This window comes from Saccharopolyspora sp. 6M, from assembly GCF_020176775.1.
Classification (GTDB): domain Bacteria; phylum Actinomycetota; class Actinomycetes; order Mycobacteriales; family Pseudonocardiaceae; genus Saccharopolyspora_C; species Saccharopolyspora_C gregorii.
In genome coordinates this window covers 19,432-34,562 of sequence record NZ_JAIUJZ010000090.1, presented here as the reverse complement: position 1 = coordinate 34,562, position 15,131 = coordinate 19,432, and the positions used below count along the sequence as shown (strand labels likewise).

Annotated in this window: 12 protein-coding genes and 1 pseudogene; 1 reads left to right on the top strand and 12 read right to left on the bottom strand. The window is 73.9% G+C overall.

Going from position 1 to position 15,131, the window contains the following annotated elements:
• Nucleotides 1-62: 62 nt before the first annotated feature.
• Nucleotides 63-638, top strand: a complete 576-nt coding sequence (gene pth / locus LCD31_RS14050; RefSeq protein ID WP_224958600.1) for an aminoacyl-tRNA hydrolase — start codon at nt 63-65, stop codon at nt 636-638.
• On the opposite strand, the gene LCD31_RS14045 is transcribed toward pth, so the two are convergent.
• The 12 genes and pseudogenes from LCD31_RS14045 to LCD31_RS13990 form a co-directional block, all read right to left on the bottom strand.
• The gene (locus tag LCD31_RS14045; protein ID WP_224958598.1) at nt 639-2,291 is read right to left on the bottom strand and encodes a fatty acyl-AMP ligase; all 1,653 of its coding nucleotides are present in this window, start codon (nt 2,289-2,291) and stop codon (nt 639-641) included.
• Nucleotides 2,292-2,624: 333 nt separating this feature from the next.
• The gene (locus tag LCD31_RS14040) at nt 2,625-4,409 is read right to left on the bottom strand and encodes an ABC-F family ATP-binding cassette domain-containing protein (protein WP_224958597.1); all 1,785 of its coding nucleotides are present in this window, start codon (nt 4,407-4,409) and stop codon (nt 2,625-2,627) included.
• Nucleotides 4,410-4,445: 36 nt separating this feature from the next.
• Nucleotides 4,446-5,402, bottom strand: a complete 957-nt coding sequence (locus LCD31_RS14035) for a 4-(cytidine 5'-diphospho)-2-C-methyl-D-erythritol kinase (RefSeq protein ID WP_224958621.1) — start codon at nt 5,400-5,402, stop codon at nt 4,446-4,448.
• Between the two features lie 11 nt (nt 5,403-5,413).
• On the bottom strand, nt 5,414-6,673 hold the full coding sequence (locus tag LCD31_RS14030; RefSeq protein ID WP_224958596.1) for an MCE family protein: 1,260 nt from the start codon (nt 6,671-6,673) through the stop codon (nt 5,414-5,416).
• The gene (locus LCD31_RS14025; RefSeq protein WP_224958595.1) at nt 6,670-7,683 is read right to left on the bottom strand and encodes an MCE family protein; all 1,014 of its coding nucleotides are present in this window, start codon (nt 7,681-7,683) and stop codon (nt 6,670-6,672) included. Before LCD31_RS14025 ends, LCD31_RS14030 begins: the two co-directional genes overlap by 4 nt.
• The gene (locus LCD31_RS14020; protein ID WP_224958594.1) at nt 7,680-8,717 is read right to left on the bottom strand and encodes an MCE family protein; all 1,038 of its coding nucleotides are present in this window, start codon (nt 8,715-8,717) and stop codon (nt 7,680-7,682) included. Before LCD31_RS14020 ends, LCD31_RS14025 begins: the two co-directional genes overlap by 4 nt.
• Nucleotides 8,714-10,033: an MCE family protein gene (locus LCD31_RS14015; protein ID WP_224958593.1), complete on the bottom strand. Its 1,320-nt coding sequence runs from the start codon at nt 10,031-10,033 to the stop codon at nt 8,714-8,716. The genes LCD31_RS14020 and LCD31_RS14015 overlap by 4 nt, the downstream gene beginning before the upstream one ends.
• Complete coding sequence (locus LCD31_RS14010) at nt 10,030-10,899, bottom strand: ABC transporter permease (protein WP_224958592.1); 870 nt, start codon at nt 10,897-10,899, stop codon at nt 10,030-10,032. The genes LCD31_RS14015 and LCD31_RS14010 overlap by 4 nt, the downstream gene beginning before the upstream one ends.
• Complete coding sequence (locus tag LCD31_RS14005) at nt 10,899-11,693, bottom strand: ABC transporter permease (RefSeq protein ID WP_224958591.1); 795 nt, start codon at nt 11,691-11,693, stop codon at nt 10,899-10,901. Before LCD31_RS14005 ends, LCD31_RS14010 begins: the two co-directional genes overlap by 1 nt.
• Nucleotides 11,694-11,849: 156 nt before the next feature.
• Nucleotides 11,850-12,664: pseudogene (locus tag LCD31_RS14000) on the bottom strand (SDR family NAD(P)-dependent oxidoreductase).
• 1 nt (nt 12,665) lies between these two features.
• Complete coding sequence (locus LCD31_RS13995; protein ID WP_224958588.1) at nt 12,666-14,174, bottom strand: aldehyde dehydrogenase; 1,509 nt, start codon at nt 14,172-14,174, stop codon at nt 12,666-12,668.
• A 44-nt stretch (nt 14,175-14,218) separates the two neighbouring features.
• On the bottom strand, nt 14,219-15,100 hold the full coding sequence (locus LCD31_RS13990; protein ID WP_224958620.1) for a 3-oxoacyl-ACP reductase: 882 nt from the start codon (nt 15,098-15,100) through the stop codon (nt 14,219-14,221).
• Nucleotides 15,101-15,131 lie beyond the last annotated feature (31 nt).

Below are 15,131 nucleotides of genomic sequence, written 5' to 3'. Positions count from 1 at the left end.
GGGGCCGGCCATCCCGAGGTCGCCGCTGATCAGCTGCGACCCCCATCCGAGGACGCAGCCTGGTGACCACTCCTGACTCGCCCGTCCTGATCGTCGGACTCGGCAATCCGGGACCGCGCTACGCGGGCAACCGGCACAACGTCGGTTTCCTCGTCGCCGACGAGCTCGCCGCCCGCGTCGGCGGTGGGTTCAAGGCGCACAAGTCCGGCGCCGACGTCGTCGAAGGCCGGTTGGGCGCCCGCCGCGTCGTGCTGGCGAAGCCCCGGTCGTTCATGAACCTCTCCGGCGGCCCCGTGGCGGGCACGTCGAAGTTCTTCAAGGCCACCCCCGAGACGCTGATCGTGGTGCACGACGAGCTGGACCTGCCGTACGGCACCGTCCGGCTCAAGCGCGGCGGCGGCGAGAACGGGCACAACGGGCTGCGGTCCATCACCAAGTCGCTGGGCACCAAGGACTACCTGCGGGTGCGGTTCGGCGTGGACCGCCCGCCGGGCCGGATGGACCCGGCGGACTACGTGCTCAAGGACTTCTCCGGCGCGGAGCGCAAGGACCTCGGCTACTTCGTGGACCTGTGCGCCGACGCCGTCGAGGCGCTGGCCGCGGACGGTCTGGAAGCCGCGCAGAACCGCTTCCACTGATCAGCCGGCGGCGGGCGGCACGAGTTCCGCGGTGGCGGCGCGCTTGAGCTTGCCGGACGGGGTCTTCGGCAGAGATCCGGGCGGCAGCACCACGACTGCGGCCGGGCGGACGCCGACGGCCCGCACCACGCTGCTGGTGATCTCCTTGCGCAGCGCCTTCTCCGCCGCCCCGTCGCCCGCGGACGCCGATTCGCAGACGACCGCGAACCGCTCCCGGCGGCTCCCCGCGTCGAGCCGGACCGCGGCCGCGTTCCCCGCGCGCACCCCGGCGACCTCGCTCGCGGCGCGCTCCACGTCCACCGGGTAGACGTTCCGCCCGCCCATGATGATCACGTCCTTGCGCCTGCCGCAGATGACGACCTGGCCGTCGACGAGGTAACCGTCGTCCCCGGTGTCCAGCCAGCCCGCCGCGTCCTGCGCGGGCACCGGCCCGTCCGCGGTGCGGTAGCCGGGCGTGACGGCGGCGCCGCGCACCCGCACCCGGCCCACCGCGCGCTCGCCCAGCTCGTTCCCCGCGTCGTCGACGACCTGCACTTCCATCCCGGGCAGCGGCGGCCCGAGCAGCGCGAACGATCGCGTTCCGCCGCCGGTGGCGGGTTCGGCGCGGCCGCGCACCTCCAGCGCTTCGGCGGAGACCACGTCCACCCGCGTCGGCCGGTCGAGCTCGGCGAACGTCACGGCCAGCGTCGCCTCCGCCATCCCGTAGGCGCACACCACCGCCGCGTCGCCCAGCCCGAAGCGGGCACCGGCCGCGGTGAACGAGCGGACCGCCGACACGTCGATCGGTTCGGCGCCGTTGAGCGCGAACCGCAGCCCGGACAGGTCGAACTCGCCGTCCTCGGCGCGGCTCATCCGGCGCGCGGCGATGGCGTAGGCGAAGTTCGGCGCCGCGGTCACGGTGCCGCCGTACTTGCCGATCAGCTTCGGCCACAGCAGCGGGGCGGCGAGGAAGTCGGTCGGTGTCACCTGCACCGCCTCCATCCCGATCGCCATCGGCACGGTGAGGGTGCCGACGAGGCCCATGTCGTGGAACAGCGGCAGCCAGGACACGGCCACGTCCCCCGCCGGGTCCAGGTGGGCGGCCTCGACCATCGCGGCGGTGTTCGCGGCCAGGTTGCCGTGGGTGATCCGCACCGCCTTCGGCTCCGCGGTCGATCCGCTGGTCAGCTGCAGCAGCGCGGTCGCGTCCTCCGCCACCGGCACCGGCTCGGCCAGCGGCTCGGGGTGCGCGACGAGGCCCGCGAGGTCGCGGTACCGGATGCGGTGCGAGTCGAGCAGGTCGGCGAGCGGCTCGAACGGCGGCCCGAGCAGCACCAGCTCGGCGTCGATCACGCCGAGCACCCGCACCGCGTCCTGCGCCCAGCGCGCCAGGTCGGTGCGCGGCGTCGGCTGGTGCAGCATCGTCACGCTGTTCCCGGCGAGCCAGCCGCCTTGCACGGCCGGTGCGATCAGGCCGGGGTCGGCGGCGAGCACGGCGACCGCCGCGCCGGGCCGGACGGTGCCGGTGAGCGCGGCGGCAACGCACCGGGCCTGCTCGTGCACCTCGGCCCAGGTGCGGCGCCGGGGTGCGCGGGGTTCGCCGGTGACCAGCCCGCGCGCGTCCGCCCCGCCGTCGAGCGCCGAGGCCACGATCCCGTCCACGAACCGGCTCATGTGACGCACATTACGACCGTTCCCAGGTGCGGGAAACCGTCGCAGCGACCAATCCACCCCGGCGAAAGGTCCTACCGACCGAACCCGCCCACCTCGACCCACAGCGAGGACCGCCTGCCCGTGAACCTGCTCGGCAGGTCGTATCCGTTGCATGTCAGCGGCGAAGCCGATGAGCTGACGACCACCCGATCAACAGGACCACCCGCGGGTTCTCAGCGTTTCCCTCGCGAGGACAGCTTTCCCCTCGTGGCGGAGCCACTCGGGAAAAAGATCCCGCAGCGAGGGAAACGCTGAGGTTCCGCCACCCCACCCCCTCGCAGCAGGACAACGACCTCAATCCAGCTGATCGGCCAGTTCCAGCCAGCGGGCTTCTACTTCGTCCTTCTCCTGCGACAGCGCCCGCAGCTCGGCGTTGAGCCCCTGCAGCCGCTCGGGTTCGGTGGCGGCCTCGGCGAGCTTGACGTGCAGGTCCTGCTCCTTCTTGCCGAGCTTGTCGAGCTGGCGCTCCAGCTTGGCGAGGTCCTTGCGCGCGGCCCGCTCCTGCGCCCCGGAGAGCTTGTTCTCCTTGGCCTCGGCCGAGTCGACGGCCTGCTTGCCGACGGACTCCTCCGCTTCGAGCAGCGAGCTGCGCCGCCGCAGGTACTCTTCAATGCCGCCGACGAGGTCGCTGAGCTTCCCGTCGCCGAACAGGGCGACGACCCGGTCGCACACCCGCTCCACCAGGTACCGGTCGTGCGAGACGACGACGAGGGTGCCGGGCCAGCCGTCGAGGAGGTCTTCGAGCTGCTGCAGGGTGTCGATGTCCAGGTCGTTCGTCGGTTCGTCGAGCACCAGCACGTTCGGCTCGCCCATCAGCAGCCGCGCGAGCTGGAGCCTGCGGCGCTCCCCGCCGGAGAGGTCGCCGACGGGCGTCCACTGCCGCCCCTTGCCGAACCCGAAGCGCTCCCCCAGCTGGGAGGCGGTGAGCTCGTACTTGCCGAGCTGCACGCGTTCGGCCACGTCCTCGATGGCCTCCAGCACCCGCCAGTCGCCGGGCAGGTCGTGCAGTTCCTGCGTGAGGTGGGCGAGCCGCACGGTGGCGCCGACCTTGCGGGTGCCCGCGTCCGGTTCGCGTTCGCCCGCGATCAGCCGCAGCAGCGTCGTCTTGCCGGAGCCGTTCACGCCGACGACGCCGATCCGGTCGCCGGGGCCGATTCGCCAGGTCACGTCCCGCAGCAGGGTGCGGTCGGCGATCCGCAGGTCGACGTCCTCCAGCTCGACGACGGTCTTGCCGAGCCGCCGCTTCGCGAAGCTGACCAGTTCGACGGTGTCCCGCGGCGGCGGGACGTCGGAGATCAGCGCTTCGGCGGCCTCCACCCGGTAGCGCGGCTTGGAGGTGCGGGCCTTCGCACCGCGCTGCAGCCAGGCGAGTTCCTTGCGGGCCAGGTTCTGCCGCTTCTCCTCGGCCTGCTGGGCGAGCCTGCCGCGCTCGGCGCGGGCGTAGATCCAGTCGGCGTAGCCGCCTTCGTACTGCTCCACCTTGCCCTGGGTGACCTCCCAGGTGCGGTTGCAGACGGTGTCCAGGAACCAGCGGTCGTGCGTGACGATGACGAGGGCGCAGCGGCGGGCCAGCAGGTGATCGGCCAGCCAGCGCACCCCTTCCACGTCGAGGTGGTTCGTCGGCTCGTCCAGCACCAGCAGGTCGAGGTCGCGCACCAGCGCGGCGGCCAGCGCGACCCGGCGGCGCTCCCCGCCGGAGAAGTCGGCGACGGGCGTGTCCAGCCCGAGCCGGGTCATGCCGAGCCCGGTGAGCACCGAGCGGACCCGCGCGTCGGCGGCCCACTCGTGCTCGGCGGTGAACCCGTGCGGGTCGAGCACGGCGTTGCGCACGGTCGACCCGGGCGGGAGTTCGGTGCGCTGGGTGACGACGGCCATCCGCAGGTCGCGGGACTGGCTGACGCGGCCGGAGTCGGGTTCTTCGGCACCGGAGAGCACTTCCAGCAGCGTGGTCTTGCCGCCGCCGTTGAGGCCGACGACCCCGATGCGTTCGCCTTCGTCGACGCCGAGGGAGACGCCATCCAGCAGCGGTCGCACTCCGTAGCTCTTGCTCACCGATTCGAGGTTGATCAGGTTCGCCATCGGGGGTGTGGATCTCCAGAGGAACGTGGGGGTGGGTCAGGCGTGGACCTGCGGCGGGGTGGGCCGGTCGGCGCGGTCGTCACCGACGATCCGCGCGCCGGGCACCGGGCCCTGCGCGACCCGCACGGTGCGGCACACGCCCGCGCCGGACAGCTCGGCGGCCACCCGGACCGCGGCGTCGTCGTCGGTGCACAGGAACGCGCAGGTCGGGCCGGAGCCGGACACGATCCCGGCGAGCGCGCCCGCTTCCACGCCGGCGCGCAGCGTGCGGCGCAGGTTCGGCCGCAGCGACACCGCCGCGGACTGCAGGTCGTTGCCCAGCAGCAGCGCCAGCTGCCGCGGGTCGCCGGAGGCCAGCGCCTCCAGCAGCGGTTCCACCTCGCCGACGCGGTGCGGGCCGGTGTCGCCGCGCAGCCGGTCCAGCTCTGCGTACACGCCGGGGGTCTCCAGGCCGCGCCGGTCCAGCGCGATCACCCAGTGGAAGGTGTGCCGGGCCAGCACCGGGACCAGCCGCTCGCCGCGACCGGTGCCGAGCGCGGTCCCGCCCAGCAGCGAGAACGGCACGTCGCTGCCGATCTTCGCGGCGAGGTCGGCGAGGTCGTCCCGGCCGATCTCCAGCCGCCACAGCGCGTTCACGGCCAGCAGCGCGGCGGCCGCGTCGGCGCTGCCGCCCGCCATGCCGCCCGCGACGGGGATGCCCTTGCGGATCGTGAGCTGCACGCCCGGTTCCTCCGGGTCGCGGCCGGAGTGCTCGGCGAGCAGCTGCACCGCCCGCCACGCCAGGTTGCTCGGCCCGGTCGGGACCGAGTCGGCGCCTTCGCCGTGCACCTCGATGCCGGGCTCGTCGGCGGTGCGCACCGTCACCTCGTCGGTGAGCGAGAGCGCTTGGAAGACGGTGACCAGCTCGTGGTAGCCGTCCGGGCGGGTATCGCCGACCGACAGGTGCAGGTTCACCTTGGCCGGGACACGCACGGTGATGGGGGTGGGTACCACGGAGAGCACCCCTAGAGCGTACGTGTCCGCGCGACTCGCGTGCCGCCCCAGCACCCGACTTCACAGCGGAACCTCCGCGCACCCGGCCGGAATTCCCGGTCGGGCGATGGCACCGCCACCAGGTGGATCTTCGTCCAGCCCGGCCCGGACGCACCGCGGCCCCCCCCCCGGCCCCCGGGGGCCCCGGGGGGGGGGGGGGGCGGCGGGGGGGGGGGCCCCCCCCCCCCCCCCCCCCCCCCCCCCCCCCCCGCCCCCCCCCCCCCCCCCCCCCGCGCCGCGGATTCCAGCAGCTTGCACACCAGCAGCACCGGCGGGAACGTCAGCTCGTTGATGTTGGCGCGGACCGCGACGGTGCCGGAGGCGGCGTCGTAGGCGTTGATGAAGTTGCTCATCCCGGTCGGGGCGATGTCGAGGACTTCGCCGAGCGCTTCCCGCTGCTCCACCAGCGCCCGGGTCACGTCGGCGAGCTGGTCCACGTTGGCGGTCACCGATTCCCGGTTGTCCCGCACGAACCCGTCGAGTTCGGTGAGCGCGGCCGTCAGCGAGCTCAGCGCGGCGGCGGTCTGCTGCCGCTCGTCGGCGAGGAACCCGGAGACGTCGGCGAGCCGGGTGTGGAAGTCCCGCACCTGCGCGTCGTTGGCGGCCAGCGTCGCGGTGAACTCGTTGAGGTGGTCGACGGTGGCGAACAGGTCGTCGTGCGAGCCGTCGAGGGTGGCCGACAGTTCGCCGAGCCGCCGCACCGTCTCGTTCAGCTTCGCCCCGTTGCCGTCGAGGTTCGCCGCGGCGGTGCCGAGCAGGTCCGACAGCGCCCCGTCCCGGTTGGCGCCGTCCGGCCCGAGGGCTTCGGTGAGCGCGTTGGCGCTGCGGTACAGGTCGTCGAGGTCGGCGGGGACCATCGTGCGGTCGGTGCCGAGCACCGCGCCGGGGGCCAGCTCCGGGCCGCCCTCGTAGGCGGGGGTGAGCTGCACGTACCGGTCGCTGACGAGGCTCGGCGCCACCACCACCGCGCCCGCCGCGGCGGGGACGCGGAGCTCGCGGTCCACGCTCAGCTCCACCCGCACCCGGCCACCTTCGGGCCGCACCGAGGTGACGCGGCCGACCTCGACGCCCAGCACCCGTACCGACGACTGCGGGTACAGGCCCACGGCCCGCTCGAAGTAGGCGGTGATGCGGGTGCCCGGGTCGCGCAGCACCCACCACAGCGCGCCGCTGAGCAGCAGCACCAGCACGCAGCCGAAGGCGAGCAGCGCCGTCGCCGGTCTCCGGTTCATCGTCCACCTCCGCGGAGGTCGCAGCCGTGCGGGTTGATCTGCAGCGGGCCGGCGTCCACGGTCGGCGGCACCAGCCCGCACAGGTAGCCGTCGAACCAGCGCCCGTTGCCGACGGTGTTGTTGAACCCGGTCACGTAGGGCCGCAGCGCGGCGATGGTGGCCGCCACCTGGTCCTGGTTGCGCTGCAGCATGGCGGTGACCTGCTGCAGCTCGCGCAGCGCCGGGTTCAGCCGCTGCTGGTTGTCGGCGACGAGCCCGCGCAGCTGCGCGGAGACCTCCTGGGTGCCGCGCAGCAGCGAGCCGATGGCGTCGCGGCGGCGTTGGAGTTCGCCGAGCAGCAGGTTCCCGTCGCCGACGAGCCGGGCGACCTGCGCGTCGCGGTCGGCGGCGATGCCGCTGACGTCGGCGGCGTGGTGCAGCAGGTCGGCGAGCTGCTCGTCGCGGGAGGCGATGGTGCGGGACAGGGCGGCGAGCCCGTCCACGGCGCCGCCGAGGTGCTGCTCCCCGCCGCGCAGGCTCTCGGACAGGACCTGGAAGCTGCGGGCGAGCTGGTCGGTGTCGACCCGGCCGGTGCTGCGGGCGACCTGGTCGAGGGCGTCGGGGATGTCGAAGGGCACCTCGGTGCGGGCGTCGGGGATGGTGCGGTCCGGGTCCTGCGGGTGCGCGCCGTCGGGACGCAGCGCCAGGTTCTTCGCGCCCAGCAAGGTCTTCAGCTGGATGGACACCGTGCTGCGGTCGCCGACGGGCACGTCCTCGACGCGGAACCGCACCAGCACCCGGTTCCCGTCGAGGCCCACCTCGGTGACCTCGCCGACGCGGACGCCGGCGACCTCCACGTCGTCGCCCGCGGCGAGCCCGGCGGATTCGGTGAACCGCGCCGAGTAGGTGGTGCCGCCGCCGAGCAGCGGCAGGTCGTTCGCGAAGAACGCCAGCAGCGTCACGGCGGTCAGCAGCCCGAGGGCGACGACGCCGACGGTGGCCTGGTCGCGGTCGCGCAGCGCGGTGCTCATGGGCGGCACCTCTCGGGCATCCGGGTCGGGGGCAGCGGCAGCACCTGGGCTCGCACGTCGAGCCCGGAGATGCCGACGGTTCCGGTGAGGCGGCACAGGTAGAAGTTGAACCAGCTGCCGTAGCTCACCGTGCGGGTCAGCGAGTCGAGGCGGCCCGGCAGCGTCCGCAGGTCGTGCTCCAGCTGCGGCAGCCCGGCGTTCAGGTTCGCCGACAGGTCGCCGAGCGCGGCCACGTCCTCGCGCAGCGGCGGCCGGACGTCGCGCAGCAGCCCGGCGGTGGTGCCGGTGAGCTCGTCGAGGGCGGCGACCGCGTCACCGACGGGTTCGCGCTGCGCGGCGAAGCCGCTGACGAGGCGTTGCAGCGCGTCGACGAGCCCGGCGAGTTCCGGTCCGCGGGCGCCGACCTGGGCGAGCACGGCGTTGAGGTTGTCGATCACCTGCCCGATCACCTGGTCCTTCTCGGCGAGCGTCCCGGTCAGCGACGCGGTGTGCGCGAGGATGCTCTGCACGGTGCCGCCTTCCCCTTGCAGCACCTGGACGAGCTCGCCGGAGAGCCGGTTGACGTCACCCGGTTCGAGGGCGCGCAGCAGCGGCTGGAACCCGTTGAACAGCGCGGTGAGGTTCAGCGCCGGCCGGGTCTGGGCGACGGGCAGCACCGCGTCGGCGGGCAGCACGGCTTCGCCGGGGTCGAGGGCCGCGTCGAGCGCGAGGTAGCGCTGCCCGGCGAGGTTGCGGTACTTCACGGTGGCGATGGCGTCCGCGGGCAGCCGCCGCGCCGCGTCCACCTGGAACCGGGCCAGCGCGCGGCGCCCGTCGATCACCTCCAGCGAGGTGACCTGCCCGACCCGCACCCCGGCGATGCGGACCTCGTCGCCTTCGCCGAGCCCGGAGGCGTCGTCGAACTCGGCGGCGTAGCCGGTGGTGGACCCGACGTCGGAGGCGGCGATGGTCATCGCGAGCAGCCCGGTGAGCAGCCCGGTGACGAGCGTGAACAACGACAGCTTGACCAGCGGTGCGGCGAGTCCGGCCCTCATCGCAGGGTCACCTCCGCTCCGCGGTAGACGGGTCCGACGAGCACGCTGCTCCAGTCCGGCACGTCGCCCGGGATGCGGTGCAGCTCGGGCGCGAGCAGCGCGGCGACCAGGTCGCGTTCGGCGGGCGAGTTCACCAGCGGCCCGTCCGCGGACTGCGCGCTGGTGGCGGCGGGCTGCTGCTCCCCCGGGCCGTGCGGCGGCGGGTGCGTGGAGCCGTCCTGCAACGGCCCGCCGGGCGGGTACTGCGGGAAGCGGTCCGGCGGTTCGACCCACGGGTAGCAGCGCGGGCCGCGGGTGTCCTCGTAGCGGGGCGTGTCGACGCCGGGCAGGTACTTCCCGCGGCTGCCGGTGATCTCGATGGTGACCTTCTGCATCGGGTTCGCGTCGCCCGCGCCGAACGCCCGCTCGGCGATGGGGATGCTGCGGGTGAGCTGATCGAGCACGCAGCCGTACTGCGGCGCGTACCGGGCGAGCAGGTCCACTGTGGACCGCGAATCGGCGGCGAGCCGGATCAGGTTGTCCCCGTTGGCTTCCAGGAACCGGGTCGCGTTCTCCGCGGTGACGGCGGTGGTGTTCCAGACTTGCTCGAACGAGTCGCGCCGTTCCGCGATCGTGCCGCTGGTGGTGGTGAGGTCCCGCATCGCGCGCAGCAGGTCGGGTGCCGCCTCGTGGTAGGTGCGGGCGACGTCGTCGACGCGGCCCAGCACCGACCGCAGCCGCGGCAGCGACGGGTTGAACCGGGCGAGGTAGCCGTCGAGGTCGCGCAACGTGCCGCCGAGCTGCGCGCCGCGTCCGTCCAGCGCCTGCGACACCGCGTTCAGCGTGGCCGCGAGCTGCTGCGGCCGCACGGCCTGCAGCAGTGGCAGCAGGTCGTCGAGGACGCGTTCCACCTCGATGGCGGCGGAGCTGCGGTCCTGCCCGATCACGTCCCCGGCGACCAGGTGCGGGCCGGTGCCCGGGCCGGTGTGCGCGAGGGACACGTAGCGCTCCCCGAACAGCGTCTTCGGCAGCAGCCGCGCGGTGGCGGAGGCGGGGATCCGCTCGGCCATCTCCGGGCGCAACGCCAGGTCCAGCTCGGCGCGGTCCGGCCCGGGCCGCACCGCGCGCACCTCGCCGACGAGCACGCCGCGCACCTTCACGTCCGATCCGGCGCGCAGCTCGTTGCCCGCCCGGTCGGTGTGCAGCACGACCGGCACCACCGGCGTGAACGACTTCCGGTAGAAGCCGATCATGCTGGTGAAGAACAGCGCGGACACCAGCAGGAACACCAGCCCCAGCAGCTGGTGCCCGCGCCGGTCCCGCCGCGCCCGCCTCATCCGGCGATCCGCACGGTCGTGGTGGAACCCCAGATCGCCAGGCTCAGGAAGAAGTCCAGCACCGCCACCAGCACGATCGAGGTGCGCACCGCCCGCCCCACCGCGATGCCCACGCCCGCGGGCCCGCCGCGCGCGGTGTAGCCGTAGTAGCAGTGCGTCAGGATCACCACGAGGCTGAACACCAGCACCTTCCCGAACGACCACAGCACGTCCTGCGGCGGCAGGAACAGGTGGAAGTAGTGGTCGTAGGTGCCCGCGGACTGCCCGTAGAACCACACCGTGATCTGCCGCGACGCGAAGTAGGAACCGAGCAGCCCCACCACGTACAGCGGGATCACCGCAGCGAGCCCGGCCAGCACCCGGCTGGTCACCAGGTACGGCACGGTGCGCACGCCCATCACCTCCAGCGCGTCGATCTCGTCGGAGATGCGCATCGCGCCGAGCTGCGCGGTGAACCCGCAGCCGACCGTCGCCGACAACGCCAGGCCCGCCGACAGCGGCGCGACCTCGCGGGTGTCGAAGTAGGCGGCGATGAACCCGGTCAGCGCGGAGGTGCCGAGCTGGTCCAGCGAGGAGTAGCCCTGCAACCCGACGATCGCGCCGGTGCACACCGTCATCCCGATCATCACGCCGAGCGTGCCGCCGATGACGGCGAGCGCGCCGCTGCCGAACATCACCTCGGTGAGCAGCCGCCCCGTCTCCCGCGGGTACTTGCGCAACGTCAACGGCGCCAGCGCCAGCGCCCGCAGGTAGAACGCCAGCTGCCACCCGAGCCCGGCGAGCGCGTCGCCGGGGCGGGAGAACAGCAGCGCGAACCGGCGCCGCCACGGCGTCGGCGGCGGCAGGTACTGCTCGGTCGCGACCATCACAACTCCTTCGGCGGAACGAGTTGCAGGTAGATCCCGGTGATCACCAGGTTGATCGCGAACAGCAGCAGGAAGGTGATCACCACGGCCTGGTTCACCGCGTCGCCCACGCCCTTCGGCCCGCCGGCCGGGTGCAGGCCCCGGTAGGCGGCGACCACCCCGGCCACGAACCCGTAGATCAGCGCCTTGAGCTCGCTGACGTAGAGGTCGGGCAGCTGCGCGAGCGCGTTGAAGCTGGCCAGGTAGGCGCCGGGCGTGCCGCCCTGCAGCACCACGTTGAAGAAGTAGCCACCCGCCACGCCCACCACGCTCACCAGCCCGTTGAGCAGCAGCGACACGAACACGGCACCGAGCACGCGCGGCACGATCAGCCGGTGCACCACGGAGACGCCGAGCACTTCCATCGCGTCGATCTCCTCGCGGATGGTGCGGGCGCCGATGTCCGCGCACACCGCCGAACCGCCCGCCCCGGCCACCAGCAGCGCGGTGATCAGCGGGCTGGCCTGCTGCAGGATGGACAGCGCGCTGGCCGCGCCGGTGAACGACTGGGCGCCGATCTGCTGGGTCAGCGACCCGAGCTGCATGGCGATCACCGCGCCGAACGGGATGGCCACCAGCGCGGTCGGCAGGATGGTGACGCTCGCGAACAGCCACGCCTGCTGCACCCACTCCCGCACCTGGAACGGGCGCCTGGGCACGGCGCGCAGCACTTCCCAGGACAGCGTGGCGAGCCTGCCGACCTGGGCGAAGGCGGCGCTCGCGGGGACGCGGTGGCTGGAGCCGGGCGAGTTCACGGCGACTCCCCGCCCGCGCGGCGGCACCGCACCACTTCGACGCCCATCGCTGCACCACCTCGTCGTCGCGCTCGCGTCGGGTCCTGCCCGCGGCGGCACCGGGGGCGACCTGCTCGGTCCCCGCCGGTGCCCGACCCGGCGGGCCCGGCGGCGGGGTCATCTGGCCAGGGAATGCGTTGCGGTGGCACCTCCGTCCGCGACGAACTCGGCGCCGGTGCAGTAGGAGCTGTCGTCGCTCGCCAGGAACGCCACCAGGTTCGCGACCTCCTCGGGCCGCCCGACGCGGCCGAGGGCGAGCCGGGCGGCGGCGAAGTCGTCCAGCGCGGCGCCCACCTGCGCGCGCACCATCGCGGTGTCGATCACGCCGGGGTGCACCGAGTTGACCCGGATGCCGCGGTGGCCGAGCTCCAGCGCGGCCACCTTCGTCATGCCGCGCACCGCGAACTTGCTCGCCGAGTAGGCGATCGAACCGGCCATCCCGGCCAATCCCTCGACCGAGGAGACGTTGATGATGGAGCCACCGTCGCGCATCGACCGCTGCACCGCCCGCATGCCGAGGAAGGCGCCGAACTGGTTGACCCGCACCACCCGCTCGAAGTCGGCGGGTTCTGTCTCGGCCAGCGGCGCCAGGTGCAGCACGCCCGCGTTGTTCACCAGCACGTCCACCGGGCCGAACGCGTCCTCGGCGGCCGCGACGGCACCGTCCCACCCGGCCTCGTCGGTGACGTCGAGGTGCCGGAACCGGGCGTCCGCCCCGAGTTCGGCGGCCAGCGCCCGCCCCACCGCCACGGCGCCGCCGCCGCGCCGCCCCCCCCCCCCGGCGGGCCGGGGGCCCCCCCCCCGCCCCCCCGGGGGGCCCCCGCCCCCCCCCCCCCCCCCCGCGCGGGGGCCCCGCCGCGCCGCGCCGCCGCCGCGCCTTGGCCACCCGCCGCCCCGGTGATGATCGCGACCTTGCCGCGCAACCCGGCCACCTCACATCAGCTCGTCGGTCAGCGGCAGCAGCACCGACTTCAGCTCGGTGTAGGCCTCGTAGGCGCTGCGGCCGCCTTCGCGGCCCAGCCCGGACTGCTTGTACCCGCCGAACGGCAGGTGCGGTTCGACCTGGAACCCGTTGATGCCGACCGTGCCGGCGCGCAGCTTCCGCGCGACGCGGAACGCCCGCGCGGCGTCGGCGGTGAACACGCCCGCGCCGAGCCCGTACTCGGTGTCGTTGGCCAGCCGCACCGCCTCGTCCTCGTCGGTGAACGGCACCACCGACAGCACCGGGCCGAACACCTCCTGGCGGGCGATCTCCATCCCGTTGTCCACGTCGGCGAAGATCGCGGGGGTGACGAAGTTCCCTGCGGCCAGCTCGCCGTCGGCGCGCACCCCGCCGGTGACCAGCCGGGCGCCGTCCCGTTCCGCCCGCCCCACCAGGTCCAGCACCCGTTCCAGCTGCCGCTCGTTGATCAGCGGGCTGGAGAGCACGCCCGGGTCGAACGGGTCGCCGTAGGTGACCGAGGCGGCGATCAGCTCGGCCGCGCCGAGGAATTCGTCGTAGACGTCGCGGTGCACCAGCGCCCTGGTGTGCGCGACGCACGCCTGCCCGGACAGCCCCAGGGTCACCATGCCCATCGCGGTCATGCCCGCCATCCCGGCGTCGGCGTCCGGGAACACCAGCGCGGGGCTCTTGCCGCCGAGTTCCAGCGAAACGCGCTTGAAGGTGGGCGCCGAGGCCTCCACGATGCGCCGCCCGACCTCGCGGCTGCCGGTGAAGCTGACCTTGTCGACCGCCGGGTGGGTGATGAGCGCTTCGCCGGTGGTCTCCCCGGTCCCGGTGACCACGTTGAGCGCCCCGCCGGGCAGCCCCGCCTCGACGAGCAGCTCCACCATCCGCAGCACCGAGAACGTCGCGTGCTCGGACGGTTTCAGCACCACGGTGCACCCGGCGGCCAGCGCGGGCGCGACCTTCTGCGCGAACAGCAGGAACGGCGCGTTCCACGGCAGGATCGCGGCGACCACGCCGATCGGTTCGCGCAGCGTCATCGCCAGGTGGTCGCCGCCCTGGTACGGCGGCAGCGTCTCGCCACCGGCCTTGTCGATCCACCCGGCGTGGTGGTCGAAGACGTCGGCGGCGACGTCAACGGAACCGGCGTAGACGGTGCCGAACGACAGCGGCACCCCGTTGTCCAGCGCCTGCAGCCCGCGCAGCTCCTCGGCGTGCTCCCGCAGCGATTCGGCGTAGCGGTGCAGCAACCGGGCGCGACGGCCGGCCGGCAGTCCCGGCCATTCCCCCTCGTCGAAGGCGCGGCGGGCGGCGCGGACCGCGTCGTCCACGTCCTCGGCACCGGCGACCGGGAACGTCCCGATCTCCTCCTGGGTGGCGGGATGGCGGTGGGTCCAGGTGCGACCGGAGCGGGCCTGGCGCCGCTCGCCGTCGACGAGCAGCGAGCCGTCCGGCAGCCCGATCCGCTCGCGGTGCTTCTGCACGGTCAGCGACATCCTGGTCACTCCTCCTGGTCGAGCGGTCGGGCGTGCTTCGGGGTCTAGCCCAGCGACAGCAGGTCGTCGCTGGTGAACATGCCGCCCGCGCGGTCGGCGAAGTGGCCGCCGACGGCCCGGTGCAGCTCCTCGGTGGTCCAGGTGGGTCCGGCGGCGTCGAAGCGGCGCTCGATCGTCGGCGGGGCCATCAGCGCCACCTTCCCGCCGTGCACCACGAACACCTGGCCGTTGACGGCGTCGGCGGCCGGGGCCGCCAGGTAGGCGACGAACGGCGCGACGTGCTCGGTGGACAGCGGGTCCACGCCGCCGTCCGGCGCCGGGCCGAAGACGTCCTCGGTCATGGCGGTGCGGGCGCGCGGGCAGATCGCGTTGGCGCGCACCCCGTAGCGGGCGGTGGCGCGGGCGGTGGAGACGGTGAGCGCGGCGATCCCGGCCTTCGCGGCCGCGTAGTTCGGCTGGCCGCCGGACCCGAGCAGGAACGCCTCGGAGGCGGTGTTCACGATCCGGGCGCCGACCTCGGCGCCGGTCTCCTTGCACAGTCGGCGCCAGTGCGCGGTGGCGGCCCGGGTGAGCAGGAAGTGCCCGCGCAGGTGCACCCGGACCACCTCGTCCCAGTCCTGGTCGGACATGCCGAACACCATCCGGTCGCGCAGCACGCCCGCGTTGTTCACCACCACGTGCAGGCCGCCGAAGTGCTCCAGCGCGGCGGCCAGCAGCCCGTCCGCGGTGTCCCGCTCGGCCACGTCGCCGCGCACCGCGACGGCCCGGCCGCCCGCTCCGGTGATCTCGGCGGCGACGTCGTCGGCGGCGGCGGACACGTCGTTGAGCACGAGGCTCGCCCCCGCTCCGGCGAGCGCGAGCGCCTCGGCCCGGCCGAGCCCGGCGCCCGCGCCGGTGACCACGGCGACCCGCCCGTCCAGCCGCAGCTCCGGACTCTGCTCCACAGTGGACTCCTCA

Coding starts and splice junctions, on each gene's coding strand:
- LCD31_RS14020 (WP_224958594.1), bottom strand. CDS start 8,717: ATGAGGGCCGGACTCGCCGCACCGCTGGTCAAGCTGTCGTTGTTCACG.
- LCD31_RS14025 (WP_224958595.1), bottom strand. CDS start 7,683: ATGAGCACCGCGCTGCGCGACCGCGACCAGGCCACCGTCGGCGTCGTC.
- LCD31_RS14040 (WP_224958597.1), bottom strand. CDS start 4,409: ATGGCGAACCTGATCAACCTCGAATCGGTGAGCAAGAGCTACGGAGTG.
- LCD31_RS14030 (WP_224958596.1), bottom strand. CDS start 6,673: ATGAACCGGAGACCGGCGACGGCGCTGCTCGCCTTCGGCTGCGTGCTG.
- LCD31_RS14045 (WP_224958598.1), bottom strand. CDS start 2,291: ATGAGCCGGTTCGTGGACGGGATCGTGGCCTCGGCGCTCGACGGCGGG.
- LCD31_RS13995 (WP_224958588.1), bottom strand. CDS start 14,174: ATGTCGCTGACCGTGCAGAAGCACCGCGAGCGGATCGGGCTGCCGGAC.
- LCD31_RS14015 (WP_224958593.1), bottom strand. CDS start 10,033: ATGAGGCGGGCGCGGCGGGACCGGCGCGGGCACCAGCTGCTGGGGCTG.
- LCD31_RS14010 (WP_224958592.1), bottom strand. CDS start 10,899: ATGGTCGCGACCGAGCAGTACCTGCCGCCGCCGACGCCGTGGCGGCGC.